Annotated in this window: 26 protein-coding genes; 16 read left to right on the top strand and 10 right to left on the bottom strand. The window is 60.9% G+C overall.

Translation table 11 applies throughout. From position 1 onward, the window contains the following. The first annotated feature begins 251 nt into the window (after positions 1-251). Together CAK95_RS07145 and CAK95_RS07140 are read left to right on the top strand one after the other, a co-directional pair. Positions 252-1,385: a DUF937 domain-containing protein gene (locus CAK95_RS07145; protein WP_086087287.1), complete on the top strand. Its 1,134-nt coding sequence runs from the start codon at positions 252-254 to the stop codon at positions 1,383-1,385. Between the two features lie 558 nt (positions 1,386-1,943). Continuing rightward, entirely contained in the window at positions 1,944-2,792 is an 849-nt protein-coding gene (locus CAK95_RS07140; RefSeq protein ID WP_147413682.1) for a hypothetical protein, read from the top strand. Between the two features lie 119 nt (positions 2,793-2,911). On the opposite strand, the gene CAK95_RS07135 is transcribed toward CAK95_RS07140, so the two are convergent. Then, on the bottom strand, positions 2,912-3,745 hold the full coding sequence (locus CAK95_RS07135; RefSeq protein ID WP_086087285.1) for a hypothetical protein: 834 nt from the start codon (positions 3,743-3,745) through the stop codon (positions 2,912-2,914). Positions 3,746-4,015: 270 nt separating this feature from the next. On the opposite strand from CAK95_RS07135, the gene CAK95_RS07130 reads away from it, so the two are divergent. The 5 genes from CAK95_RS07130 to CAK95_RS29585 all read left to right on the top strand — a co-directional run bounded on the left by CAK95_RS07130 (position 4,016) and on the right by CAK95_RS29585 (position 6,983). Next, positions 4,016-4,771 carry a hypothetical protein gene (locus CAK95_RS07130; protein WP_210190732.1) on the top strand — a complete coding sequence of 252 codons (756 nt, stop codon included), beginning with the start codon at positions 4,016-4,018 and terminating at the stop codon, positions 4,769-4,771. Positions 4,772-5,088: 317 nt separating this feature from the next. Next, the gene (locus CAK95_RS07125; protein ID WP_086087283.1) at positions 5,089-5,643 is read left to right on the top strand and encodes a hypothetical protein; all 555 of its coding nucleotides are present in this window, start codon (positions 5,089-5,091) and stop codon (positions 5,641-5,643) included. A gap of 102 nt (positions 5,644-5,745) precedes the next feature. Then, positions 5,746-6,216: a YidB family protein gene (locus tag CAK95_RS07120; protein ID WP_086087282.1), complete on the top strand. Its 471-nt coding sequence runs from the start codon at positions 5,746-5,748 to the stop codon at positions 6,214-6,216. Between the two features lie 33 nt (positions 6,217-6,249). After that, entirely contained in the window at positions 6,250-6,507 is a 258-nt protein-coding gene (locus CAK95_RS07115) for a GlsB/YeaQ/YmgE family stress response membrane protein (RefSeq protein ID WP_086087281.1), read from the top strand. Between the two features lie 323 nt (positions 6,508-6,830). After that, positions 6,831-6,983, top strand: a complete 153-nt coding sequence (locus CAK95_RS29585) for a hypothetical protein (RefSeq protein WP_183044295.1) — start codon at positions 6,831-6,833, stop codon at positions 6,981-6,983. Between the two features lie 106 nt (positions 6,984-7,089). Here the strand turns inward: CAK95_RS29585 and CAK95_RS07105 are convergent, their stop codons facing one another. From CAK95_RS07105 to CAK95_RS07070, 7 genes are all read right to left on the bottom strand, one after another. Beyond that, the gene (locus CAK95_RS07105) at positions 7,090-8,274 is read right to left on the bottom strand and encodes an FAD-dependent monooxygenase (protein WP_086087279.1); all 1,185 of its coding nucleotides are present in this window, start codon (positions 8,272-8,274) and stop codon (positions 7,090-7,092) included. Between the two features lie 179 nt (positions 8,275-8,453). Beyond that, complete coding sequence (locus tag CAK95_RS07100; protein WP_425349699.1) at positions 8,454-9,110, bottom strand: TerC family protein; 657 nt, start codon at positions 9,108-9,110, stop codon at positions 8,454-8,456. A 210-nt stretch (positions 9,111-9,320) separates the two neighbouring features. Beyond that, complete coding sequence (locus CAK95_RS07095) at positions 9,321-9,653, bottom strand: hypothetical protein (RefSeq protein WP_147413683.1); 333 nt, start codon at positions 9,651-9,653, stop codon at positions 9,321-9,323. Positions 9,654-9,791: 138 nt separating this feature from the next. Beyond that, positions 9,792-10,412 (bottom strand): response regulator transcription factor, encoded by a 621-nt coding sequence (locus CAK95_RS07090; RefSeq protein ID WP_086087276.1) that lies wholly within the window; start codon positions 10,410-10,412, stop codon positions 9,792-9,794. A gap of 24 nt (positions 10,413-10,436) precedes the next feature. After that, entirely contained in the window at positions 10,437-12,128 is a 1,692-nt protein-coding gene (locus CAK95_RS07085; RefSeq protein WP_086087275.1) for an ATP-binding protein, read from the bottom strand. A gap of 706 nt (positions 12,129-12,834) precedes the next feature. Next, entirely contained in the window at positions 12,835-13,230 is a 396-nt protein-coding gene (locus CAK95_RS07075; RefSeq protein ID WP_086087273.1) for a VOC family protein, read from the bottom strand. Between the two features lie 12 nt (positions 13,231-13,242). Then, complete coding sequence (locus CAK95_RS07070; protein WP_086091256.1) at positions 13,243-13,533, bottom strand: ArsR/SmtB family transcription factor; 291 nt, start codon at positions 13,531-13,533, stop codon at positions 13,243-13,245. A 172-nt stretch (positions 13,534-13,705) separates the two neighbouring features. Here CAK95_RS07070 and CAK95_RS07065 point away from each other — a divergent pair, with 172 nt between their 5' ends. The 5 genes from CAK95_RS07065 (at position 13,706) to CAK95_RS07050 (ending at position 18,484) form a co-directional block, all read left to right on the top strand. Then, entirely contained in the window at positions 13,706-14,251 is a 546-nt protein-coding gene (locus CAK95_RS07065; RefSeq protein WP_086087272.1) for a MarR family winged helix-turn-helix transcriptional regulator, read from the top strand. Between the two features lie 31 nt (positions 14,252-14,282). Beyond that, a complete protein-coding gene (locus tag CAK95_RS29580) occupies positions 14,283-14,438 on the top strand; it encodes a hypothetical protein (protein WP_183044296.1) in 156 nt (51 codons plus the stop codon). 10 nt (positions 14,439-14,448) lie between these two features. Next, positions 14,449-15,504: a guanitoxin biosynthesis MBL fold metallo-hydrolase GntH gene (gntH, locus tag CAK95_RS07060; RefSeq protein WP_157699563.1), complete on the top strand. Its 1,056-nt coding sequence runs from the start codon at positions 14,449-14,451 to the stop codon at positions 15,502-15,504. A gap of 87 nt (positions 15,505-15,591) precedes the next feature. Further along, a complete protein-coding gene (locus CAK95_RS07055; protein ID WP_086087270.1) occupies positions 15,592-16,566 on the top strand; it encodes a Bug family tripartite tricarboxylate transporter substrate binding protein in 975 nt (324 codons plus the stop codon). Between the two features lie 217 nt (positions 16,567-16,783). Further along, positions 16,784-18,484: an IlvD/Edd family dehydratase gene (locus CAK95_RS07050; protein ID WP_245303654.1), complete on the top strand. Its 1,701-nt coding sequence runs from the start codon at positions 16,784-16,786 to the stop codon at positions 18,482-18,484. A 1-nt stretch (position 18,485) separates the two neighbouring features. On the opposite strand, the gene CAK95_RS07045 is transcribed toward CAK95_RS07050, so the two are convergent. Both CAK95_RS07045 and kynA read right to left on the bottom strand, forming a co-directional pair. Continuing rightward, positions 18,486-19,694 carry a patatin-like phospholipase family protein gene (locus CAK95_RS07045; RefSeq protein WP_086087268.1) on the bottom strand — a complete coding sequence of 403 codons (1,209 nt, stop codon included), beginning with the start codon at positions 19,692-19,694 and terminating at the stop codon, positions 18,486-18,488. A 138-nt stretch (positions 19,695-19,832) separates the two neighbouring features. Next, the gene (kynA, locus tag CAK95_RS07040) at positions 19,833-20,681 is read right to left on the bottom strand and encodes a tryptophan 2,3-dioxygenase (protein WP_280949851.1); all 849 of its coding nucleotides are present in this window, start codon (positions 20,679-20,681) and stop codon (positions 19,833-19,835) included. Between the two features lie 78 nt (positions 20,682-20,759). Here kynA and CAK95_RS07035 point away from each other — a divergent pair, with 78 nt between their 5' ends. The 4 genes from CAK95_RS07035 (at position 20,760) to CAK95_RS07020 (ending at position 26,793) form a co-directional block, all read left to right on the top strand. Further along, positions 20,760-21,959 (top strand): aminotransferase class V-fold PLP-dependent enzyme, encoded by a 1,200-nt coding sequence (locus CAK95_RS07035; RefSeq protein WP_120265421.1) that lies wholly within the window; start codon positions 20,760-20,762, stop codon positions 21,957-21,959. A 136-nt stretch (positions 21,960-22,095) separates the two neighbouring features. Then, positions 22,096-23,031: a 3,5-dioxohexanoate:acetyl-CoA acetone transferase gene (gene kce, locus CAK95_RS07030; protein ID WP_086087267.1), complete on the top strand. Its 936-nt coding sequence runs from the start codon at positions 22,096-22,098 to the stop codon at positions 23,029-23,031. Positions 23,032-23,116: 85 nt separating this feature from the next. Further along, positions 23,117-24,916: a YbaL family putative K(+) efflux transporter gene (gene ybaL, locus CAK95_RS07025; protein WP_086087266.1), complete on the top strand. Its 1,800-nt coding sequence runs from the start codon at positions 23,117-23,119 to the stop codon at positions 24,914-24,916. 107 nt (positions 24,917-25,023) lie between these two features. Next, a complete protein-coding gene (locus CAK95_RS07020) occupies positions 25,024-26,793 on the top strand; it encodes a potassium/proton antiporter (protein WP_086087265.1) in 1,770 nt (589 codons plus the stop codon). Positions 26,794-26,811: the final 18 nt, after the last annotated feature.

The following is a 26,811-nucleotide window of genomic DNA, read 5'->3' as shown; positions in this document are numbered from 1 at the left end:
TTGTCGTGATGGCGGCCCTCGCGCCGGGCAGGCGGCGGTGAGCCTCGAGCGATAGCTCGTGTTGTCATGATATCTCGCGCGTTTAATCGCTATCGTTGATTTTTATCTGATTCAAATCTCTGACTTAGCTGCTCAATTCGATTCACGTGGTCGAAAGACGGGATTGGTCATATCCGCTCCGCGCGGCGTCGGAATACTGTGATGCCTCAAAGCGTCTCATTCGCGATGCGCCAAGGGAGATCAGGAAGACCATGGCTGTGAATCTCGTTTCGCTCATCATGCAGTTCATCACTCCAAGCTTGGTATCGAAGATGGGCGGCGCGCTCGGTCTTGATCGCGACCAAACCCAGAAAGCCGTTGGAGTGGGTGTTCCTGCCATTCTTGCGGGACTTGCAAGCGCTGCAGCGAAGCCGCAGAACCAGCAGAAATTGTCGGACATGATGGTACAGCAATCGACGACGCTCGATCAGGCCAAAAGCGCCATCAACGAAGGCCGTCCGGGCGCTGTCGCTGAGACCGGCAACAACCTGTTGTCGTCTCTGCTCGGCGGCGAAACGGTGAACATGCTGGCCGGCGCTGTCGGTCGTTTTGCCGGGATCGATCCCAGCACGACCAAGTCGCTGCTCGGCATGCTGGCGCCGCTGACGGCTGGTGTCGTCGGGCAGCAGCAGCGCAGTCAGGGCCTCAACGCCAGCGGTCTCGCCAATCTTCTGACCTCGCATTCGAGCCAGATCATGTCGGCGATGCCGGCGGGCTTTGCCAGTCTGCTTGGCAGCACCGGCCTGCTCAATGGTTTGGGCGATAGCTGGCGCAGCAGCGCTGCCGCGGCCAATCGGATATCCGACATGCCGGGACAAGCCGCCGCGAGTGCGGGTCAACTGGCGCAGGCCAGCGCGAAAAGCGTATCGGCGAGCCATTGGCCCTGGGTCATTGCGGCGCTGGCGGTGCTGGCGGGTCTCGGCTGGTATCTTTTCAACCACGATGAGAGCTTCAGCGTTGCCGAACGGCCATTGTCACCGACGTCGCGCTTAAGCGAAACGACAGGTGTCGGTGTTTCCGACCAGAAACTGACCGATCTTGCGGCGGAGCTGACATCGTCGGTCAGCGCCACCAGATCCGCCCTGCAGGGAATATCCGATCCGCTCTCGGCGCGGGCGGCGCTGCCGAAGCTCCAGCAGGTCTCGACGCAATTCGACAACATCAGCAATGCGATTTCGTCGCTGCCGCCGAATGCCCGCAGGGGTGTGGCGTCGGTGGTGACGCGTTCGATGCCGATGCTCAATCAGTTGTTCGATCGCGTGCTGGCTTCACCGCAGACCGCCGAATTGACGAAGCCGACGATCGATGCCTTGCGAGCCAAACTCGACACGCTGGCAAAATCATAAAGGCTGCCGTGTCGCTTCAATAGCGCCGTACCTGAATAGCTCCTGCGCAATGAGCGAACCATGAATGATTCCCCACCGCCTGTGCCGCCGAAGAAAAGGCGTGTTCGCAAATCCCGGAAAGACTGTCCGGCAACAGATGGTCCTTCCGCTCCTTCAATCCTTGCGCAAACGAGTGGCGACGACTGGACGGATCAGCTCGCCCTCCCATTCGAAAACAAAAAAAGATCAAGACGGCCGCGAAAGCGAAAAACGAAAGTTGAGGCTTCTGCCAACATGATCGTCCCCACCGATCCGATCGTCTCCGGTCAGACCACGCCGATCAAGCTTGCTGTTCCCGTTGGTTCGCCTTTCCCAGCCACGCCGCCAAAGCCCGTCAGGCCTGCAGCTCTCACGCCGCAGATCGTGGCGCTTCGCGCCTCGCTGCCGGTCCCGGTGGAATACAATCGCAGAATCCCGGCTGCGCGGAGGCGTTGGCGGGTTTCCCTTTCAAGCGTTGGGCGAGCGGCATCGCGGACTGCGGGTGTGCTTCGCCGTCATCGGCAGTCCGCAGGATTGGTCATGACGGCCATTTTGCTCGGCATATCCCTGACCACCATCGTCATCCTTGCAGATGCGCCAGAATCAGACGCAACGGCGCAGAAGGCAGAGAAGCCTGCAACGCTTGCTGCAGCTCCCGCCGTTCCGCCAGCGCAAGGCGCGCCGGCCGGCATAGCGGAAGAGAGCGATGCGCTTGCCGGCGTCCGGATCGTCGATCCGTCGTGGGACAAGAAGATGTCATGCAGTGAGGGCACATGGCCCTATATCGACCAGCGCTGCCTCGTGAAAGACGAGGCCAGGAGCGAGGCGAGGGCCGAGAACAAAATTGGTCCGCGCATGATCGGATCCACACCCCGGCCCCCGGCTCCCGAAACGAGCGGCCCCATCGGCAGTACGACCGCTATCGTTCGCGCCGCACCAAAGGTCAACGCGACGGATGGTGTTGCCGCGCGCGACGCGGATGTTGATGAGGATATGGAGTCTGAGCAGGTCCCGAATGCTACGCCGGCGCCGCCCCCCGACGTTGCGCCGTCAAAGCTTGTCGAGACCCAAACATCAACGATGCCGGCACAACCCGTTGCCCCCCAGTACGCATCGCCATCATCCAGATCCGTGCGTTCATCACAGAGGCGCCAGTCGCTTCGGACATTCCGTCTTTCGGAAGAGACAGAGGCGAAGCCGGCTGTAGCGCCACGGCGTACGACCAATGTCAGGCGTACCACTACCCGAGCTGCCACGGTTACGAGAAAGCGGCAGCCTTACATGGCTGATGCCGGCCGCAGGGTTCGCCAAAGGGTCGTCCGTCAAGCGCAGGTGCCGCAGGCACCGCAATTCTTCTTTCCGTTCGGCTGGTTTGTTCAGGCCCGCTAACGCAAAAGCATGATGCCGAAAAGTGCGAAGCGGGTTTCGGTCGACATCATGCTCAACTATTAGAATCGATCACACCGTGATCCAGGAAGCCGGCGGGTTAACCGCCGGCTTCGCGTTTGTCAGGACGACTTTTTCGTCGATGATGTCACGCTCGGCGACAGGCATTCGTCCGATATCTTCGGCGAACGGCCGATCAGCTCCGAAATCGCCGTGTTGTTTTTCGAATTGCTGATGAAGGCGATGTAATCCTTGTCCTTCCGACCGAATGCCGGAATATCGCAGGACGAATTGAGAGCCGTTTCCGCCTGGGCCCACAATGTCTGGATCACCTGCTTCGGCTCGGCCGCCTGCAAGCCCTGCCACGTGGCCGGCTGACTTTTCTTTGCGGTGTCGGTGTAGCTCACGACAAAGGCCATGATCGCTGTCAGCCCATCGCGATGATCGATCTGGCGGTCGCGCCGCTGCAGTGAGACAAGCTTCGCCGCCGAGTTCAGGTCGTGGCTGTAGGCATTCAGCTCATCAAGCATATAGAGGAAGTCCTCTGCCGACGTTGCGCTGCCCGGCCGCAGATAAGTCTGCACGTATGAATCGCGCGCGCCAAAATTCTTCGCCACCTGCTTCGGCGCAAAGAACTTCGAGACTTGATGCGGCCGGCGGATTTTCTCGCCGTTGATCAGCGGGAAGCTGTCCTGCTCTTGCGTCAGGACGTGGACGGATTCGTGTACGCTGGTTGCCAGGCCAAGCTGAATGTCGTCGCAGGTGAGCCACACGAGAAACTGTTTCTTGTCGCTCATCGCCTTGTAGATCGCGTAACCCTCCGGCGACAGACGTTCGAGATTGCCCAGCGCCTGGTTCTGACATCCGGATTGTTTGGCTTGTGGGGCTGCGAAAGTCGGCTGGGACATGCCGATAGCAATAAGAAGCATCGCAGCGGCCTGAAACGGCTTACGCATCACATGAACCTTATGATTATTGAAGTTTTGGGTGAGCCACAAAAATGGATGGCTAATTTGATTACAATGCTACGAAACAAAGGCGCTAATGGGGCGCAATGGTCTTTCGATTCTTTCGGTTAATTCGACCAGAGAATAGCGAAATTGGGCCTTTAAATCTCGCTTTTTCGCAAATCGGGCGGTTACACCTGCCCTCTTAAATGCGTCTCCTCGCAGTTCGATTTCTGCACTCGCGAGTACTTCCACCCGGGATCTGGACGGATCTCAAAAATGCCCGAAAGGGCTTTCGCAGAAAGAAAGATGGAGATGGATATGGCGAATCTGAAAGGGCTTTGCGCCTTTACGGCTGCTGCTGTGATTGGCGCAGCAGTGCTCACGGCGTCGGCCCCCGCTCAGGCGCGCTGCGTTGGCGACAATTGTAAGCGGCCGATCAGCAGCACGAAGGTCAGCACATCGTACAACTACAATACGGTGCGGAGAGTCCAGAACGTCACGCGCTATCGTGATGTCAGTCGCCCGCGTCATGTGACGAACGTTCATCGCGTCGTGAATGTCACCCGTATTCAGCCGATCAATCGGGTGAACACGGTGACACGCATCCATAACCGTACCGCTGTTTTGAATGAAACACAGCGTGCGAATCGGACTGCGATGCTTCCGGCCAAATCCACGATGACGGGAAAGACCGTCAACATGGGTGGTCATATCCCGGCTCCGAGGGTGACCACGAGCTATCGCTACAACACCGTGCAGCGCGTGAATAACGTGACCCGCTACCGGGATCTCACCCGTACTCGTTACGTGAAGAACATCCATCGCATCGTGAATGTTACCCGCGTCCAGCCGGTGATCCACACCAACGTTGTCACGCGCATTCACGATCGTCCGGTTGTGACCTCCAAGACCGTGAATCTGCGTGAAACCCAGATGCTTCCCGCGCGCACGATCAACACGGGAAAGACCGTCTACATCAACGAAGGCCGTAGCTACGGCAACCGCTATCGTCGCTCGGCCTCTGCTTACTAAGAGCAAAGCCAGGCGTGGAAGCATTGCGGATGCTGGCTGCAATCCGCGGCAGGGCAAAGGCCACCGGAAACGGTGGTCTTTGTCTGTTCTGCTCCAAGTGGTTTCTGCAAATCCTTCGCGTTCGAATGAGCAAGGAACGCGTGCGCGACGAAGCCTCGACCAATCGTCAAATGAGCAATGCTTTTTTTATGCGGTGTGAACCGTTTCGACGGTTTGTTTCGGGCGAGCGTAATTTCGCGCGAGGCAGATGAATACGATCACTGTATTGATTAGTGATCGATCGCTGGCTCACGGCGTTCTGCGATTAGGAGGAGACGATGTCAATTCGGTTGTCTGGAATTCTCACCGCCGCGACCACGTTTGCGGTGCTGACGTTTACGCTGCCGGCTGATGCCCTGACCATGCACGAATGCAGCCTGAAATATAAGGCAGCCCGGTCGGCGGGTACGCTCGGCGGCATGAAGTGGAATGATTTTCGCAGGGCGCAATGCGGCGACGGTGCATCCGCCGCTATGACCGCCCCGGCTCCCGCAGCAGCGCCAACGCCGTCACTGTGGGCGGCACAACCTCCGGCGGCGCAACCATCACCGTGGGCGGCGCAACCTTCGGCGCAACCATCACCATCACCATGGGCCGCCAGGCCAGCACCCCGTGACTACGCCCCCAACTCGTTTGCTCGGGCCGGCGATGCGCAATTCCCAATGGGCGTTTCTCCGAAATACGCCAGCGAATCCGTCGGCAAAGCCCGCATGCATACCTGCCTCGATCAGTACAGGGCCAACAAGGCGAGTGGCGGCAACGCTGGTCTTAAATGGATTCAGAAGGGCGGCGGCTATTACAGCGAATGCAACAAGCGGCTGGGCGGTCGGTGAGATCGTGATTGAGCCGAAAGCATTGGCGCAATTGCTCGATACCAGGCGGACGCCGACAGGAGCCCGCCTGTTTTCATCTGTAAGTGCAATCGGAGAGTTATGATGGGACTGCTTGATGCGGTGAATAATTCGACGCCGGGTGGCAATATCGCCAAACCGTTGATGATCGCGCTTGGAACACTGCTGGTGCATAAGATGTTCAGCGGCAGCAATGCTGCGCCCTTACAGCCGTCGGCGACACCGGAAGCGAACAGCGCTGCCGGTACGCCGGATGGTGGATTGCTGGGTGGTCTGGGTGGCCTCCTGAATCAACTTCAAGCGTCAGGGCATGGCGACAAAGTCGATTCGTGGGTCGGCTCCGGCCAGAACAAGCCGATCGATCCCGGCCAGCTTGGTTCAGCGCTCGGTCAGAAAACGGTTAGCAATGCGGCGCAACAGGCAGGTGTCAGCGAACAGGAATTGCTGTCGCAACTGGCGCAAAACCTGCCGGGTCTCGTCGACAAGCTGACGGCGAATGGCCGCCTTCCGACGCTTCAGGAAGTCGCCGCTGCTCTGACCCAGCCGCAGCGATAAGCCCCCCGGTACACATTGTAAGGAGTACGCGTCATGTCGATTTTAGGATGGATCCTGCTTGGTCTGGTCGCCGGCTTCCTTGGCAGTAAGATCGTGAACAGCAGCGGCCAGGGTATGTTGCTCGATATCGTTCTCGGCATCGTCGGCGCGATCGCCGGTGGTTTTCTCTTCAGCCTGTTTGGCGCCTCCGGCGTCACCGGCTTCAATATCTATAGCCTGATCGTCGCCGTCATCGGCTCGGTCGTGGTGCTCTGGCTGTACCACGCCCTGACCGGGCGACGCACAGTCTAGAGTTTTCCCGGCTTTGATGAAATCAAAGCCGGGATTCTAGCTTTTTGTTTTGACGCGTTTTCTTCATGCGAACCGATACCCACTTCGCTTGAAAACGCTCTAACGATCGGTGGCCTGGCCGGCCGGAGGTGGACACGCCGCCTTGGGCGGTGGCTTTCACGGCCCTGTGATCGCAGGGCGGGTGAACCGGCTTTGAACCAGGTCCGCGCGGGACACGACTGATGTTCAAGATGTGAGGGTCACATCTGGAAACACAGGAGAGAACGATGTTCCGCAAGACCATTCTTGGACTGGCTGCCGGTGCCGCCCTCGTAACCGCTGCAATGGCTCCGACCGCTGCGTCGGCCCACTATTACGGTTACGGCAACAGCTATGGCTATAACTACGGCTACCGCTCGTACTACAAGCCCTACTACTACTCATACAAGCCGTACGGCTACTACAAGTCCTACAAATACTACGGTTACGGATACTAAGACCTCGGTCTCCCGTTTCCCGGTGTTGCAAAGCCCGGTCTCGCAAGAGGCCGGGTTTTTGCCATTCAAAGCCGTGAAGCGTATCGCGGGATGCCGGCGCTGCCGGCTATTTCAATTCGACGGTCAGCGGGTTGTAAGAGTAAAGCCACGCATTGCGGCTCTCGCCTTCATTACGCTTCGAGAACTCGGCGCGGATCGCCTCTTGCGAGGGCAGGTGAAAGAGCCGCCGGTTCTGTGTCGAGATTTCGACAATCCGTGCGGTGCGATCGACGCGGTTGCGCTGATAGAGGTCGAGCGCTTCTGCAATGCTGGGCGCCTGTTTGAGTGCGCGCGCCAGCACAGCGCCGTCTTCGATCGCCATCGCTGCGCCTTGCGCCAGATAGGGCAATGTGGCGTGTGCAGAATCGCCCAGCAGCGTTGCGCGTTTCGTGCTCCAGTTGCGGACGGGCGGACGGTTATGCAACGACCAGCGATAGCATTGGTCGTGGTCGGCCGCGTCAATGATCGTCTGGATGTCCGGATGCCATCCGGCATAATCTGCCTTGAGCTGCTCCCAGGGAAATTTCACGGTCCAGGATTCTTCCGAGACATCGTCGGTCTCGATGATGCCGACGAAGTTCAGGATGGCGCCGCCACGCAGATAATAACAGACGACGTGGCCGCCCGGTCCCATGAAGACCGACATCACTTGATCGAGAAACGGCTTTGGCAACCGCTCGACCGGAATGGTGACGCGCCAGGCGGCGTCACCGGTATAAGTCGCGGGAATTTCGCCAACGATCTGCCGGGCGACGACCGATTTCAATCCGTCGGCGCCGACAAGAATGTCGCCGCGGGCCGTCGATCCGTCTGTGAAATGCAAGGTGACGCCACCGTCGTCCTCGGTGAATTTGGTCACGCGACGGTTCAGATGAATGACGTCTGGCTTGAGCTGACGCGCGGCCCTCGCCAGCATGTCGTGCAGATCGGCGCGATGGAGTTGCAAATATGGTGCGCCGTGCTGCCGTTCGTGCTCGTCCGACAGCGAAAATTGCTGGATGATCTCGCCCGTATCGTGCAGCCGGAAGACATAACCGCCGGGTTTGACACCCAATTTCAGCGCTTCTTCCTCCAGACCGAGATAACGGAGGACGTGCATGGGATTGGCGCTCATCTGGATGCCGGCGCCCACTTCCGCCAAAGCGGGGGCTTGCTCATACACCTCGACGTCATAGCCAGCCTTCATCAGGCAGGATGCAGCCGCAAGCCCGCCAAGGCCCGCACCAACGATAAGAACTTTCTTGTCCGCCATTACCCTCAGGTCCGAATTTCAGAATACCGAAGGCAGGGTTATTGGCATTTCGCATGCCATGCGCGCAACTGCGCTGGTGGGCAGCATAGCTCGTATGCCACCTCAATCGCACGACAAAACTTCACTTATGAAACCAGACGACAGGGCTGATGCCCTGTCGTCCGTCTTGTGAACGTCCGCTAGCCGTTCATGTACGCTGTCGCGACCGGCAGCACTTCGATGAAGCCACGATAGATCATGTCGCCTGCGACGTAGAGGATGACCGCAAGTCCGACATATGCGATCCAGCGATGCTTCTGCAGCAGGTTGGCGATGAAGCTCGCGGCCAAGCCCATCAATGCAATCGACAGCACGAGACCGAAGATCAACACATAAGGATGATCGCGGGCGGCGCCGGCAACCGCGAGCACGTTGTCGAGCGACATCGATACGTCGGCGATGACGATCTGCCAGGCGGCCTGTGCGAAGGTCTTGCGCGGCGCTTTCGACCCGATCGTGCCGTCTGCATTGATGTCTTCTTCCGACAATGCTTCGGCAGCCTCGACCTCCTCTTCATGCGTAGTGCGCAATTCACGCCACATCTTCCAGCAGACCCAAAGAAGCAGGATGCCGCCCGCAAGCAACAGACCGACGATTTGCAGAAGCTGGGTGGTCATCACTGCGAAAATGATGCGCAGGACGGTCGCAGCGGCGATGCCGATGAGAATGGCTTTGGTGCGCTGACTGGCCGGAAGGCCGGCGGCGGCGAGGCCGATAACGATGGCGTTGTCGCCGGCCAGCACCAGGTCGATCATGATGACCTGGAAGAACGCGGCGAGCACTTGTGGTGTGATCATGTCAAACAAGACCGGACTCCTCTCTGATGTTGAGGAATGGGTCCCGATGACTTGCTGATAACCGGAAGCACCGCTGCGGATTTAAAAATCCAGCAAAGGCACTTTCGATATGGGGCAGCCAAACAAGCCCATTCCTTGCGGAATTCCAGTCCGACATCGCAATCCAATTGGATTGCCAGAGGGGCCCGGCCTGGCTGATTTGCTCCTGTGTTACGGGACCGCGGTGACGGCTCCGAAAAACTGTGCAACTTGAAGCGGCTCACTGAACATCCCGGCGGCAACGCCGATGAATGTGCAGGCGCCGGCGAAATCCCAAACCGTGACATTGCCGGTGTTGCGATCGGTGCGCATGGTCCAGCCGATTGCAGCCGTCAGCGCGGCGATGGCGAAAGCCAAAGCGGCAATGGCCGGCAGCAAGAGATCCGAAGGAACATGGGCGACGACCAGAACCAGCGGCATGGCGGCAAGCGCGGCAACCAGCGGCACGTCGATCGACGACCGTGTTCCCAGCTCCGCATTCCGATTTGACATCCCGCGGGACATCGGCCGCTCCATCGGCAAGTGCCTGCGCGACATGCGCAGCGGCTTCCGATGACGCGGACCCTAAGCGGTGACTACGCGCTCGGGCATTCGCATCTCTTGGGGCGTAGAAATACAGTGGTAGGCGGGAAGATCGCTGGTTCAGACGGAAATCCGCTTCAGGCGGATCGCTTGGCGGACGAGCACGGCGACGCTCTCCGCCTGCATCTTTTCCATGATCTGTGCCCGATAGCTTTCGACCGTACGGGTGCTGAGATCCAGCTTTCCGGCAATGGCCTGGCTGGTGAAACCGCCGGCGACGAGATCGAAGATTTCGGCCTGCCGTGGGGTCAGCCGGGCGAAGCGTTCGGCCAGATCGTCGTGGGTGAGGCGCGCGTCTTGCTCGGCAAAAACGCGGGACAGGGCCCGGTTGATGGCCGCGACCAGCTTGGCGTCATCCAGAGGTTTTTCGATGAAATCCTCGGCCCCGGCCTTGATGCCGGCGACCGCCATGGGGACGTCGGCATGGCCGGAGATCAAAACGACGGGCAGGCTGAGGTTGCGGCGGGCCAGTTCGCTGACCAGCGCGATGCCGTCCATTCCGGGCATGCGAACGTCGGCGACGACGCAACCCGGACGTCCGGCGGTGATGTCTTTCAGAAAGGTCTCGGCTGAATCGAAAGTCTCGACCACAAAGCCGAAGACATTCAGCATCTCGCCGATCGCATGCCGGACGGAGGCTTGGTCGTCGATCACGAATATGGTTGGGGCGTTCGTCGCCATTTTTTCTCTCGTGCCTAATGCCCGTTATTGAGGGTCGTGCGCAACTTCAAGCGGTAACGAAAATCGGAATTCGGTCTGCCCTGGCTCGCCCGACTGCAGCCAGATCCGGCCGCCATGCGATTCCACGATGGTCTGGCTGATGGAGAGGCCAAGTCCAAGTCCCTCGTGCTTGGAGGTTGTCAACGGTTCGAACAAGCTCTTGGCGAGCTCCGGCGTGACGCCTGGACCGTTGTCGCTGACGGATATCTCGATCCGGCTGGGTGCTGACGCCTCGCTGGCAGCGAGCTGGATCTGCCCGTCCTTGCGCTTGGCTTCGGTCAGCGCCTCCATCGCGTTCTTGACTAGGTTCAGCACGACCTGCTGCAGCTGGATGCGATCGCCATGCGCCAACGGCAGTTTTTCGCCCGGCAGAATGATGAGATCGATGCCGCGGGCATTTGCATCCGGCCGTGCCAGCGCCACTGTGTCGTGCAGCATTTCCGATACGTCGAATGTCGAGACATGCGGTCGGCCGCGTCGCAGAAAGTCGCGCATCCGCCGCATGACGCCGCTGGCGTGATCGATCTGCGCAATCACGTTGGTAATGTTGCTGTTGGCGCGCGGCAGATCGGGCGCATTTCCTTCAAGCAGATGTTGCACCGAGCGGGCCAGAGCGCGGGCCGCCGTCATCGGCTGATTGAGTTCATGTGCGAGCGCGGCCGCCATGCCGCTGACCAGACTGAACCTGGCCGCCTGATCGGCTTCAGCCTCCTTCTCGCGCAGTCGCTGCTCCGCAATCTGCATCCGATGCGCCGCGTTCTGCCGTTCGCTGACGACCGCGCCAACGACAAGGCCAGTGCCGGTCAGCACCAGCATCAGGGTCTGCATCTCCGTGAAGGTCTGTGCGTCATAGCCGAAATAATGCATCAGCCCGACCAGCGCGAATTGCGTCACCGCCAGCGCGACACAGGCGCCGTCGAATCCGTCGCGCACCGCGGCCAGCACAACGGGCACGAACAGCAGATAGAAGTATTTGAGACCGCTGCCGCCCTCGCCGCCGAGAATGACCCAGAGCGCACCGCAGACGAAGCCGACGAACAGAATGACCTCCACCGCGAATGGACGTGAATAGCCGGATAGCGACGCGCGCCCCTGTGACAGCATGACGAGGCGCAAGATGAGTGGCGTGATCACCGCGATGCCGATGATATCGCCGACCAGCAGCGGTGTGGACGCCGTAAGGATATTGTCGAGTGCGATCCGGTCATCGATCAGAAGCAGCAAGGCCACCAGCGCCGATGTGAGAAGTGCGGCCGTAACCGCCACAGCGAGAAGAACGAACAGATCGCGCAGGTGATACAGGCCGGCATCCAGTTGCAGGACAAGGCGCGTCACCGCGGCGGCAACGCCGTAGACCAGCGCAATGATCGCGGCGATGGCGATGATGAGCGGCCATTGCAGTGTCGTGCCGACAACCAGCGTTTCAGCGATGATGACGCCGATGAACAGGGCCAGGCAGTAAACCGGTCCCGACAGCAGCATGAAGGCGAAGACAACGCCAAGGCCGGGATTCCAGGGCGTGATCGGCACGCTCATGAATTCATGCAGCGAGCTCAGCCATTCCAGCGCAACGAACAGGACGACCAACGCAACGCCAAGTGCCCCCCGAACGAGCCAGGACGGAGATTGCGTGACCGCTGTCACGCTTTCGCTCAGGGATCGGCCCGGCTCGGTCATGGAAAGCGATGTCCTGTTTGTCCCTTTTCTTTCAAATCCTTGCGGAGAGTACAATGCTCGGTGCGATGATGCGCCGGAGTGGTGGTCTTTCACCCTCCCCTGGAGGGGGAGGGTCGCTGTGAGCGAAGCGAGCAGCGGGGTGGGGTGACTTGCTTTCGAAATTCACCCCACCCCGGCTCGTATCTCACTGACGTTCGACACTCGCCGACCCTCTCCCTCCAGGGGAGGGTAAAGAGGGAGCGACGTCGTCACTCTCCGATTCAACTTTCAAACAGCCACGCGTCATCGTCGCCGCGGCGCGAATGCGCGCGGCTTTATGAAAGTGAGGGACGACGATGCGCCGGCAAGCGCAGGTCAGTCCTTGTGATGCTGCGCGGCTTTCACCGTGCAGCCGCCTCCCGGCGCATCGTCGGCAGCGATTATGCGGCCACCGGGCCGCGCTTTACGCCGGATGTTTTGTCGCGGGCTCAAACCGTCTCCCGCGCACACTCCATCCGTGTCAGCCAGCTCCTGGCAGAGGCTCTTAGTGGCCTCGGGCGGAGCCCCGGTGCCGCCCGAGTGCTGGCTTGCGAAGCCCGCCCGCAGGCGCTGCATCCCGCTCCGCCATTCAGAACGCCTCCGGACGGCGCCCCTCACCTGAGCGAGACATGGAAGGTATATAGTCCTATAGGAATTTGTCAAGGCGGGCCGTGGCGTGCTGCGCCCGCTAGGCGGCTGCCTTCATCTGGACGAGCTGGATCAGGTTTCCGCAGGTATCGTCAAGCACGGCCATTCTGACGGGGCCGGCATCGATGGGCTCCCGGGTGAAGGAGACCCCGAGTGACAGAAGCCTCTGATATTCGGCGTCGATGTCATCGACTTGAAATGACGTGATCGGGATTCCGTCCTCGACGAGCGCGGTTTTGAACGGCTTTGCAGCGGGATGTTCGCTCGGTTCGAGAAGCAACTCGGTCCCTTCGGGATTGCCCGGCGACACAACGGTCAGCCAGCGATGGTCTCCCATCGGCACATCGTTCTTTACCTTGAAGCCCAGCACACGCGTGTAGAAGTCCAGGGCTTTCGACTGGTCGTCCACCAGGACGCTGGTCACCCAGATCCTCATCGTTATCTCCCTTCAAAGATGCTTGCGGAGCCAAAGACTCACGGCCTTCCGCAGCGGACCGGGATCGAAAGAATGAAGCTTGGTCCGGCCCGACCATTCGACACGGACAAGCCCGGCTTTCTCCAGCAGGTCGAGGTGCTGAGTGATCGCCTGACGTGAGAGTGCCGTCCCGCCCTCCGCAACCGAAAGGGCGCAGATTTCGAACAGCGACTGCTTCGGACGCGTCTTCAGGCGATCGATAATATTGCGACGGGTCGGGTCGCCGAGCGCCTTGAAGATGCGATCGAGGTCATCGTCGTTCATTGTTAGTGACGCCCAATATGCAATGAAATCATTGCATGTCAAGAAGCCGCAGATCGCTGCGGCAACGCCGAATCCGCGCAAGCCCAGCCCCCCGAATTCAAGTGCGAAGAGGCAAGGTTAGATCAACAGATTGGCGTTGCATGCGATATATAATACTTATATTATATATTGCATGACGAAGGCGACCGAGCGGAAGAAAGAGCGTCGTGGCAGCGGAGGGTCGGAAGGGCCTCGCGCTGCGTCCGCCGATGCGGGCACGCCGCCCTATCGCATCACCGACTATCCGATGCATTACTTCGCCGCGATCCAGCGGCAGAACCAGCTCAATCTGGCGCGGTCCTTGCGCGAATTCGGCCTGTCGGTGCCGATGTGGCGCGCGCTGGCGGCCTTGCATCAGAAGGACGGGCAGACCATCGGCGAAATCGCCCAGCTTTCCGTGCTCGACCGCTCAAGTCTTGGCCGTCTGCTCGATGAGATGGCCAAGGATGGCCTTGTCGAGCGTGAACCCTTGCCGGACGACCGGCGGGCGCTTTCGATCAAGCTGTCGGCGAAAGGCCGCAAGACATTCGAAGCCAGCCTGCCGCTGGTGCAGCGCCATTACCGCAATGTGCTGAAGGGCGTCTCGCCCGAAGAGTTTGAAACGCTCATGCGCGTGCTCCGCCGCATCAAGGCGAATACGCGCATGATGTCCGATATCACCGATCTCGAAACGGAATAGTGCCGGCCGAACCGGCAACGATGGATGAGCGATGCTGGTCGAGATGCTGAGAACGTTGCTGCGAAAGATCCTTCAACGCGCCCGCGCGCGGGACACGTATCGCCCCGAGCGCCATTACATGCGCGGGCCGGGGCCGAAATCGCAGGCGCGGGACACGGTCGGCCAGACGAACAATGTTGAGGCGTGAAGGCGTATCCATGAGCACGAAGCGCGACTATTACTTTCCGAACACCGAGGAGCTGGCGCCGGACGAGATGCGTATTACTGCGCTCGGCACCGGACGGCCATTCGTGCGGCGTGCGCAGGCCAATTGCTCGTGGCTGATCGAGCTCGGCAATGGCGACAAGTTCGTCTGGGATTTCGGCTCAGGCTCGCAGGTGAATTTCACCGCGCTTGAAATCCCGCACCAGGATGTCACCGCGTATTTTGCGACGCATCTGCATGCTGACCATGTCGGCGACTTCGCGCAGGTGTGGATCGGAAGTTGGGCCGGCGGTCGCTCGAAGCCGCTCGTCATGTACGGGCCGTCAGGTCCGGAGCCGAAATACGGCATGAAGCATTTCGTGCAGAAGCAGGTGGAATCGTTCGCGTGGGATACCGATACGCGGCTTGGTCTACTTCCCGATGCCGGCGCCGAGGTCGAGGTGCATGAATTCGATTTCGCCAGGACCCAGGTGATCTACGACAGGAACGGCGTCGTCATCAAAAGCTTTCCGGCGATTCACATCTATGACGGGCCGGTGAGTTTTCGTCTTGAGTGGAATGGGCTCTGTTTTGTCTTCTCGGGCGATACCACGCCGAGCCAGTTCTTCGTCGACAATGCCAAGGGCGCCGACCTGATGGTGCATGAAGCCTTCAACACTGTGTCGCAACTGATGGAGCGATCGGGATACGACGAGCGCATGGCCAAAGGCATCGGCACCATCGCGCATACCGCGCCTTCGGAAGTCGGCCATGTGTTTGCGCGGACGCAGCCGCGGCATGCCGTGATCTATCACTTCTTCAACGATTTCGACACCGCGGGCGAGATGGAACGCGACGTGCGCCAAGGCTGGCAGGGGCCGCTGTCGCTCGCGCAGGATCTCATGGTGTTCAATGTGACGAAGGACGAAATCCTGGTGCGCATGGCGGTGACGCCCGACCATGTCTGGCCGAACAAAAAGGAGCATTCGTCGTTCCTGTCCGGCTCGCGCAAGCAGCGGCTGCAGATGTCGCGCTGGCTCGCCGACCAGCAATTGTTTCCGAAATTCTGATCGCCGCCGGGCATGAAGAAAACTCAGAGGGATCGCTGCTTTGGAGTGCCGTTGCAGATGAACTGATAAAAAATCAGGAGAGGGGTTATGCGTTGTCACGGCGTCTTCCGCGCAGCGATCGCTGCCGGCCTGTTGTTCCTGTCCGCCTTGCCCGGCATGGCGCAGGACTATCCCGATCGTCCGATCCGCGTGGTGATGACCTACACCGCGGGTGGCGTCTCCGAAGCCGTCATCCGGCTTCTCGCGCCGAAGATGGAAGAGAAGCTCGGGCAGAAACTGATCATCGAGGCCAAGCCCGGCGCGGCGGGCAATATCGGCGTCGTCGAAGTCGCGAAATCCGCACCCGACGGCTATACGCTGGTGATCACGGCGACGAACAATTTCGTCATCAACCAGTTCACGATGAAGATGCCGATCGATCCGCTGACGGCGCTGGCGCCGATTGCAAAACTGGCCGACGTGCCGCTGGTGCTGTTCTCCAATACGACGATCCCGGCGAAGACTTTCAGCGCATTCATGGAGTATGTGAAAGCCAATCCGGGCAAGGTCAATTTCGGTTCGCCCGCGCCCGGAACGGTCAATCATCTGCTGCTCGAACGCGTGAAGCAGGCGCGCGGGCTCGACATGCAGCACATTCCCTATCGCGGTTCGCCGCAGGGCGTGATGGCTTTGCTGCAGAATGACATTCAATTGTTCACCGTCGGACTCGCAGCCGGCATCGGCCACCTGAAAGAGGGCAAGTTCAATGCGCTGGCGGTCGCGACGCAGGAGCGCCTGCCGGAAATTCCGGATGTGCCGACGTTGATCGAAAGCGGGCTTCCCGGATTTACCGGCGCCAACTGGTGGGGGCTGGCGGCGCCGGCCGGAACGCCGGATGCCATCATCAAGAAACTACGAGAGGCTGTGCAGGACGCCTTGCGCGAGCCCAATGTCATCGAGCGCTACAAGGCGCTGGGTCTCGCCATTCCGAAGGAGACGCCGGAGCAGTTTGCCGCCGGTTTGAAGGCCGAAGCCGCGCTTTGGTCCGACACTGTGAAAAAAGGAAATATTGCGCTCGAATAAGCGCACGCTAAGCCCATTGCGCGGCCGCCGCTTCCTTCTTACAGAGACTCCAAACCCGTTCGTTTACGCGAAGCGGGATTTGATGAAATGTCATTCCGGGACGCGCGTGAAACGCGCGGGCCCGGAATCCAGGGCTGCAAGTTCGGCATTTGGGCTCTGGATTCCGGGTTCGCGGACTTCGTCCGCGCCCCGGAATGACGGTGAGGGGAGTTGCGATGTGACCAGCGGCATGCGCAAAGGGCTGACCAGCTACGGCGACAAGGACTTTTCGCTGTTTTTGCGGAAAGCCTTCATCAAGGGCATGGGCTATTCCGACGATGCGCTGGATCGTCCGATCGTCGGCATCACCAACACCTATTCTGATTTCAATCCCTGTCACGGCAACGTTCCGCAACTGATCGAAGCGGTGAAGCGCGGCGTGATGCTGGCCGGCGCCATGCCGATGGTGTTCCCCACTATTTCGATTCACGAAAGCTTCGCCTATCCGACCTCGATGTTCCTGCGCAATCTGATGGCGATGGACACCGAAGAGATGATGCGCGCGCTGCCGGTGGATTCGGTGGTGGTGATCGGTGGTTGCGACAAGACCACGCCGGCGCAGGTGATGGGCGCGGTGAGTGCGGATCGCCCGACCATCGTGCTGCCGGTCGGGCCGATGCTGGTCGGTCACTTCAAGGGTGAAGTGCTGGGCGCCTGCACCGATTGCCGCAGGCTTTGGGGCGAGTATCGCGGGGGCCGCATGAGCGGCGAAGACATCGAAGTTGCCAATGAGCGGCTGGTGCCGTCGGTCGGCACCTGCGGCGTCATGGGGACCGCGAGCACCATCGCCTGCATGATGGAAGCGATGGGCATGACATTGCCGGGCGCGGCGACGATACCGGCACCGCATGCCGATCGTGTGCGGATCGCCGAAGCGACCGGCAAACGCGCGGCGGAATTGACCAAGGGCGGGATCAAGCCGTCGGAGATTTTGACCAAGGACGCGTTCCACAATGCCATTGTCATGCTGCAGGCGATCGGCGGCTCGACCAATGGCGTCGTGCATCTGTCCGCCATTGCCGGCCGCACGCAGACACAGCTGACGCTCGAGGAATTCGACGAGATCGGCAGAAAGACACCGGTGCTGGTCGATCTGAAACCCTCCGGCGATCATTACATGGAGCATTTCCATTATGCCGGCGGAGTGCCGCGGCTGATGCAGGAATTGAAGGACCTGCTGAAGCTCGATGCGAAACATGTCATGGGCGGCACGCTCGGCGATGCGATCAAGGTGTTCGAGGATGTGCCGGGTCAGACGGTGATCAAGCCGCGCAATGCGCCGCTGAAGAAGGAAGGCGGCATGGCCATCCTGCGCGGCAATCTCGCGCCCCGCGGCGCCGTCATCAAGCAGGCGGCGGCGTCACCCAAGCTGATGCAGCATGAAGGCCGCGCGGTGGTGTTCGAATCGGTCGAGGACATGACCAAGCGCATCGACGATCCGGCGCTCGATGTGACCGAGGACGATGTGATCGTCATGCGCAATGCCGGACCGATCGGCGCGCCGGGCATGCCGGAAGCCGGTTACATTCCGATCCCGAAGAAGATCGCGCAGAAGGGCATCAAGGACATGGTGCGGATGTCCGATGCGCGGATGAGCGGGACCGCGTTCGGCACCATCGTGCTGCATATCTCGCCGGAATCGGCGGTCGGCGGGCCGCTGGCGTTGGTGCGCAACGGGGATCGCATCCGGCTCGATGTCGCGAACCGTAGTGTCGAATTGCTGGTGGACGATGCGGAGCTGGAAAAGCGCAAACGCGACTGGAAAGCGCCTCCGGTGCCGGACGATGCGCAGCGCGGTTATGCGAAGCTTTATCGCGAGCATGTGCAGCAGGCGGACGAAGGCTGCGATTTTGATTTTCTGGCGGCGGTGAGAAAATAGCTTACTGTGCCGCGACGCGCGGGCCGCGGCGGTTGACCGGCAGCGGTGCATCGCCTCCCGCACCGCTGCGCCAGACGGTGCCGCTGTGGCCCTGCGCCATGCCGAATTCGAACAGGCCGCGCATATAGGTCGTGTCGAAGCCGGGCTTCTCCTGTGAAGGAAAACTGTCGTCGATCGCCGCCAGCGACATGTCCCAGCCGCGCCGCCGGATGAATTCATAAGATGCCAGCAGCGTGTTGCGCGTGTTGGCGCGCACCGACGTTTCGAAGGCACGCACGGCAATCCGGATGGTATTGGCCGGCACGACCTCGAAATAAGGACCGAGCTTGCTGTTGAGGATGACGTAGATGCGCGGCTGCAGCTTCGCGGGCAAGGGCTGGTTCGACGCCAGCATCGCCTCCGGCACCACCAGCACGTTCGAGGTGATGCCGCCATCGACATGCATTTCGGCAAAGCGTTTGCCCTGCGCTTCGACATCGATCAGCACCGGCGAGAAAATTCCGGGGACGCTGGCGGAGGCCGCGATCACCTGGCGGAAGAGTTCAGGTGCGCGTGGGTCTCTGCTGGACGCAATGCGGCCCATGTCCCAGATCGCGGTGCGCTGCGCATCGAGATTGGTGGTGACGATATAGAGCCGGCGGCCGCGGCGATATTGCTCGGCGATCGCGGCGAGGACATCCGGCGTGATGTATTTGGCAATGAGCTGCCGCAGCGGCGCGGCCTCGAACAGGCTGGTGCCGAACAATCCGCGCAAGCCCTGGAATTTCAGAAAGCCTTCCATCTCGCCGCTGGAAAAGACCGAGGTCAGCACCGGATCGTAGCCGGAGCCGAGGAATGCGAAGGGCGCGATCAGCGCGCCGGCGCTGGCGCCGGTGACGATGGTGAATTGCGGGCGGTCGCCACGCTGCGTCCATCCCGTCAGCAGGCCGGCGCCGAAAGCGCCATCGGCGCCGCCACCGGACAGCGCGAGAACGACCGGGCGATCACGCCCGGGCGCATCGAGCAGCGGATTGTTGCGGGCCAATGCCGGATCGTCGGCCCACATCCGGGCCTCCGGGATGCCCGGGATCACGGCGACTTGCTGTTCCTGCTGCGTATAGGGAATGCGCTCGATGCCGGCACAGGCGGATACCAGTACGGCGCACAGCACGAGCGCCACCGCCTGCCGGACCCACAGCAGGCGCGCGTAACCTTGTGTACGCAAACGCATACGCCGTATTTCCCCCAACCAGCCCCAGCCCCAAGACTGGCATGAAAACCATGATCGATTTGCGGCGGCTTAAGGACCGCAATCCTTTACTTGCCATCCTAAATGGCGGGTTAACCAGTACCGGGAGGCCACAGCCGCCTACAATTCGGTCCGGACCGCCCACAATTCAGGGAAAAAGGAATGGTCCAGCGCCGATTTCAGGAAGGCGACGCCGCTCGAGCCGCCGGTGCCCCGCTTGAAGCCAATGATTCGCTCGACCGTCTTCATGTGGCGGAAGCGCCACTGCTGGAACCAGTCCTCGAGATCGACCAGCTCTTCGGCGAGTTCATAGACCTCGAAATTCTCCTTTGAGTTGCGATAGACCTTGAGCCAGGCGTCACGCACCGCATCGCTGAAGACGTGCCGCACGGAGAAATCGCGGTTCACGATATCGTCGGGGATTGCAAAGCCACGGCGCTTCAGCAGCATCAGGGCGACATCGTAGAGGCTTGGCGCCTCCAGCGCCGCTTTCAGACGTTCATAATTTTCGGTGTCGTGCCGGTGCGGCAGCAGCATTTTCGGATCTTTGGCGCCGAGCCGGAATTCCACCATCCGGTATTGGAAGGACTGGAAGCCGGACGACTGGCCGAGTTCGTTGCGGAATTCCAGATAGTCGGACGGCGTCATGGTCGACAGCACGTTCCAGGCCGAGATCATCTGTTCGAGAATGCGGGTCATCCGCGCCATCGATTTGAAGGCCGGCGGCAACTGATCGCGTTCGATGAAATCGATGGCGGCGTTCAGCTCATGCGCCATCAGGTTCAGCCATAATTCCTGAACGTGATGGATGATGATGAACAGATGCTCGTCGTGTTTTTTGGTCAGCGGCTTCTGGGCGGCCAGCAGCGTCTTGAGCTGAAGGTAATCGCCATAGGTCATGCGCCCGGCGAGATCGACATGGATGTCATCGCCAATACGGCTTTCGGGTAACGGGTCTTTTGCGGACACAGGGCTGCTTTCTAAGTGGTTTGAATGTTCAGTCTAATATGCCATGCCGGTGGTGCAAATGATGCGTTTGGAGCCAATATGTCTGCCTCTCATTCAGCCAATTCGTCCGGCTTTCCGCTCGATCTGACGGCAGAGTTTTCCCGTTTCCGCAATGCCGATCCCGACCGGCTGCATTTCGCCGCGCACAGCCATGCCTATTGGCCCGATGTCACGCGCGATGCGCAACTTAAGGTCTGGGACGATGCGGCGCGGCTCGTGGACGAGAAATGGTCGCATGTGCTGGGCGAGGTATGGCCGGCGGTCGCAAACGGCCTCGCGCATCATCTGCGCCTGCCCGATCCGTCAACGCTGGTGCCGGCGCCGAACACCCATGAATTCGTCAACCGGCTGCTCTCGGCGCTGCCGTTCGACCGCAGGCCGGTGATCGTCACCACGGATGGCGAGTTTCACAGCTTCAAGCGGCAGACGGAGCGGCTTGCCGAAGACAAGCTGATCGACCTCGTTGTCGTGCCGACCGAGCCCTTCGCGACATTGCCGGCGCGGCTGATCGAGATGGTGCGTGCAAAATCGCCGGACATGGTGTTCGTCAGCCAGGTCTTTTTCAATTCGGGCTACGCGCTGCCGGATCTCGATACTTTGGTCGATGCTGTTGCGGCGCCTGGGCGCCTCGTGGTGATTGATGGCTATCATGCCTTTCTGGCGCGGCCAGTCGATCTGTCGCGCATCGCCGATCGCGCATTTTATCTTGCGGGCGGTTACAAATATGCGATGGCCGGCGAGGGCGCCTGCTTCATGCATTGTCCGCCGGGCTTTGCGCCGCGTCCGCGCAACACCGGCTGGTATGCCAGCTTTGCAACACTGACCGGTCCGCAGGATCGCGTCCGCTATTCCACCGATGGTCAGCGCTTCATGGGATCGACCTTCGATCCGAGCGGTCTGTATCGCATGCGGGCGATGCTGCAATGGTTCGCGGCGCATGACCTCGATGCGGCGAAAATCCACGCGCATGTCATCGCCTTGCAGGACATGTTTCTCGCCGATCTGATCAAGGCGCCATTCGGCCTGTTCGATACGGCCAGTCTTGTCGTGCCGGCGAACGAAGTATCGCGCGGCAATTTTCTCACCTTCGATCATCCCGACGCCGCGCAGTGGCAGGCTCGGCTCAAGCGCAGCAACATTGTGGTCGATGTTCGCGACACGCGGCTGCGCGTCGGCTTCGGTCTGTATCACAATGCGGATGACGTGACGCGATTGTTGCGCCGTTTGCGCTCGATTTGAACGATGGACTGCCAAGTCAAGTCAGATCGTGACGAATGACATAGGATGTCAGCGCGATCATGGCTTGACGAACATGCCTGCCAGCGTGCTCAATCCCGGCCCTTCATAGCCAAGAAAAATGCCCTGGGGTCGAAACATGGCGAAAGCCCGCAAAGTCATCATCACCTGCGCCGTCACCGGCTCGATTCATACGCCATCGATGTCACCGCATCTTCCGGTCACGGCGGAGGAGATCGCCGATGCTGCCATCGGCGCGGCGGAAGCGGGCGCCGCCATCGTGCATCTGCATGCGCGCGATCCAAAAGACGGACGGCCCGATCAGACGCCGGAAGCGTTTGCGCCGTTCCTCAAGGTGATCAAGCAGCGCTCGAATGTCGTGGTGAATATTACCACTGGCGGTGCGCCGACGATGACGGCGGAAGAGCGCGTGCGTCCGGCCGCAACGTTCAAGCCGGAAGTAGCATCGCTCAACATGGGGACGATGAATTTCGGGCTCTACCCGATGATCCCGCGCTACAAGGGCAAGTTCAAGCACGACTGGGAGGAGCCGTATCTCGAAGGATCGAAGAAGGGGATGTTCAAGAACACCTTCGCCGACATCGAATACATTCTCACCACCTGCGCCGGCAATGACACACGTTTCGAGATCGAGTGCTACGACATCGGCCACCTCTATACGCTGAAGCATTTCCTCGATCGCGGGCTGGTGAAGCCGCCGCTGTTCGTGCAGTCGGTGTTCGGCATTCTCGGTGGCATCGGCGGGCATCCGGAAGACGTCATGCAGATGAAACGCACGGCGGATAGACTTCTGGGTGACAATTACCACTGGTCCGTGCTCGGCGCTGGTTCCAACCAGATGAAGGTTGCGGCCATGGCCGCCGCCATGGGCGCCAATGTCCGCGTCGGTCTTGAAGACTCGCTCTGGATCGGACCTGGCCAACTGGCCAAGACCAATGCCGAACAGGTGACGCAGGTGCGCAAGATTCTCGAAGGGCTCGGTCTTGAGATCGCAGGCCCCGACGAGGCGCGTGAAATCCTCTCGCTCAAGGGCGGCGACAAGGTCGCGTTTTAGTCCGCATTGTGGCGACCTGACGAGCATTGCTACGCATCGTCGCGCAGGCTCGCCATCGTTAAAATCAGCGGCTAAGACATGATCCATGCATCATGACGCGCCGCTGATTTCTACGATCGTTATCGGTCTCGTGCTCGCATTCGGTCTGGGCGTCATCGCCCAGCGTCTGCGCGTATCGCCGCTGCTCGGCTATCTGGTCGCCGGCATCCTGATGGGGCCGTTCACGCCGGGCTATGTCGCCGACCAGAATATCGCCAACCAGCTCGCCGAGATCGGCGTCATTTTGCTGATGTTCGGTGTCGGGCTGCATTTCTCGCTCAATGATCTGCTGAAAGTCAAAGGCATCGCCATCCCCGGTGCGATTGCGCAGATCGCGGCGGCGACCCTGCTCGGTATGGGCCTCGCGCATCTGCTCGGCTGGTCGATCGGCGCGGGTGTCGTGTTTGGTCTGGCCTTGTCGGTTGCTTCGACGGTGGTCCTGCTGCGCGCTCTGCAGGAGCGGCGGCTGATCGAGACCGATCGCGGGCGCATCGCGGTCGGCTGGCTGATCGTCGAAGACATCGCCATGGTTCTCGCACTGGTGATGCTGCCGGTGATGGCCGACGCGATCAAGAGCGGCAACGCTGACCTTTACAATTACGAGACCTATCTTTGGCCGCTTGGCATCACCTTGGCCAAGGTTGCCGGCTTCGTCCTGGTGATGCTGGTGCTCGGCAAGCGCATCATTCCGTGGATCCTGCATTACGTCGCCCATACCGGCTCGCGCGAACTCTTCCGGCTAGCGGTGCTGTCGATCGCGCTCGGCTTCGCCTTCGGTGCGGCGACGGTGTTCGATGTGTCCTTCGCGCTCGGCGCGTTCTTCGCCGGCATGATCCTCGCCGAATCCGAACTCTCACAGCGCGCGGCGCAGGAGACGCTGCCGCTGCGCGACGCCTTCGCGGTGTTGTTCTTCGTTTCGGTTGGCATGCTGTTCGATCCGGCGATCCTGTGGCGCGATCCGCTGCCGGTGCTGGCGACGCTGCTGATCATCCTCGTCGGAAAATCGGTTGCGGCTTATGTCATTGTCCGCCTGTTCCGCTATCCGGCACCGACGGCGCTGACGATTTCGGCCAGCCTCGCGCAGATCGGCGAATTCTCCTTCATCCTGATCGGTCTCGGCGTCAGTCTGGCGCTGCTGCCGGAGCGCGGCCGCGATCTCGTGCTGGCGGGTGCGATCCTGTCGATCCTGCTCAACCCGATTTTCTTCGCGCTGCTCGACCGCTATCTGGCGAAAGACAGTTCGGCGGCGGAGCCGGACCAGGCGGAGGACAAGACGCGCGCCGCGCGCGAACCGATCCCGGTGACGACGCTCATCGATCACGTGGTCCTGATCGGTTATGGCCGCGTCGGCGGCTTCGTCGGCCGCGCGCTGCTGGACGCGAAGACGCCCTTGCTGGTGATCGATACTGACTCTGACGTGCTGGCGCCGCTGAAGCAGCGGGGCATCGAAACCATCACCGGCAATGTCACCGACAAGGACGTGCTCGCCGCCGCCAATCTCGGCGCCGCGCGCTGCCTGCTTGTCGCCGTGCCCGACGCCTTTGAGGGCGGCTATGCGGTCGAACTTGGCCGCAAGGCCAACCCGTCGCTGAAAATCATCGCCCGCTCGCATTCGGAGGAAGAGACCGCGCATCTTTTGAAGCACGGCGCCACGGAGGTGGTGATGGGCGAGCATGAGATCGCCAAGGCGATGATCGCCGGTCTGCCTCCCCTGGCCACCCCGGCGGACGCGCCTGCGGCCCACCAGCCCGCCGACGTGCCGGTGGTCGCTTCGGCAGAACAGCCCGCAAAGCGCGTCGATGTTTCGCCCGCCGAGTCCGCGGGGCCGACCGGCTGGATGCCATGAGTCAGATTCGATTGAATCGGATTCGACGAAAATAGTCGCGTTCGCACGGACGATTTCCGTTGCCGGATCACCGTTCTGTCCTTTCTATGGGACATTGAACGAACATCATGAGCGCGCTCGACAACATCAATATTCTGATTCTGCTTGGGGCCCTGCTGGCGATGGCCGGCATCCTGTCCAGCCTCATCGCGCTCCGCTTCGGCGCACCTTTGCTGCTGATCTTCATCCTGGTCGGCATGCTGGCCGGCGAATCCGGGCCGGGCGGCATCCCGTTCAATGATGTGCGGCTCGTATTCATTGTCGGGTCACTCGCGCTGGCCTTGATCCTGTTCGATGGCGGTCTGCGGACGCGGTTCGCCACCTTTCGCAGTGTGCTGGCGCCCGCCGCCACGCTGGCCACCCTCGGTGTCCTGGTCACCTCGGTGCTGGTCGCCCCAGCGGCGGTCTATCTGTTCAATCTGAACTGGGTCGAAGGTTTGCTGCTCGGCGCGGCGGTCGCCTCGACCGACGCTGCCGCCGTGTTCTTCCTTATGCATGCCCGTGGCCTGCGCCTGCGGCCGCGTGTGGCGTCAACGATCGAGGTGGAGTCCGGCACCAACGATCCCTTTGCGGTCTTCCTGACGCTGGTACTGGTCGAGATTCTGCTGCAGGGGCAGAAGCCGTTCGTCGAGATGGTGCTGGTGCTGCTCCGCGAAGCGAGTTTGGGCGCGGTCATCGGGCTCGTTGGCGGGACGGCGATCGTGTTCGTGCTCAATCGCGTGGAATTGCCGCAAGGCCTGCATGCACCGTTTGTCGCAACGGGCGCCATCGTGACCTTCGGCCTGTGCCAGTCGCTTCACGCATCCGGATTTCTGGCCGTCTATCTGGCCGGACTGATCGTTGGCAATCGCTCGCAGCGCGCACGGACGGCCATCGTCGCGTTTCTCGATGCTGCGACCTGGCTCGCGCAGATCGCGATGTTCGTGCTGTTCGGCCTGTTGGCCTGGCCGCAACGGCTGCCGGAGCTGCTTCTGCCGGCTTTGGGCGTGGCGCTGGTGTTGATGCTGGTCGCGCGACCGGCCGCTGTGTTCCTGTCGTTGTGGCCGTACCGTTTTTCGGTGCGGGAGAAATTGTTCATCTCGTGGGTTGGCTTGCGCGGTGCCGTCGGCTTCTTCCTGGCGTCGATGCCGCTCCTTGTCGGTTTGCCTAATGCGCTGATCTATTTCGATGTCGGCTTCATCGTGGTGCTGGTCTCGCTCTTGGTGCAAGCCTGGACCATCGCGCCGGCCGCGCGCTGGCTGCGCATCGCCAAGAAGCGGCCGGAAGTGTTTCAGCCGCGCATCGAACTCGATCTTCCGGGACAACGGGCGCAGGAGCTGGTCGGCTATGCCGTGACGCCGGGCAGTCCCTATCTGCGCGGCGGCATCATTCCGCCTTGGGCCAAGATCGCGCTGGTGGTGCGCGACGAAAAGGTGATGACGCCGGAAGAGGCGCGCGGCGTGCATGAAGGCGATCACGTCTATCTCCTGGCGCCGCAGGACAAGGCGTCGGCGCTCGACCGTTTCTTCGCCGATCTGCCGCCGCCGTCGTCACCCGATCCGCAATTGCTCGGCGATTTCTTCGTCGGCGGCGATGCGACGCTCGGGGCGCTCGCGGAAATCTATGGTCTGACGGTGACGCCCGATCAGCAGGCGATCACAGTGTCCGACCTCTTTGCCAAGCGGCTCGGCCGCGCACCGCATCCGGGTGACAGCGTACGGGTCGGCGATGTCGCGCTGGTGGCGCATCGCGTCCGCGACGATCGTGTTGTCACTGTCGGGCTGCAGCTCGCGGAGGAAGAGTCAAAACCCTGGTGGGATCGTGCGGTGGTGTGGCTACGCAAGCAGGTGACGGGATAAGACCCTGCGGTTCAACTC

The organism is Pseudorhodoplanes sinuspersici, assembly GCF_002119765.1.
Classification (GTDB): Bacteria; Pseudomonadota; Alphaproteobacteria; order Rhizobiales; family Xanthobacteraceae; genus Pseudorhodoplanes; species Pseudorhodoplanes sinuspersici.
Note: the sequence above shows the minus strand (reverse complement) of the source record. Positions and strands in the feature narration are given on the sequence as shown.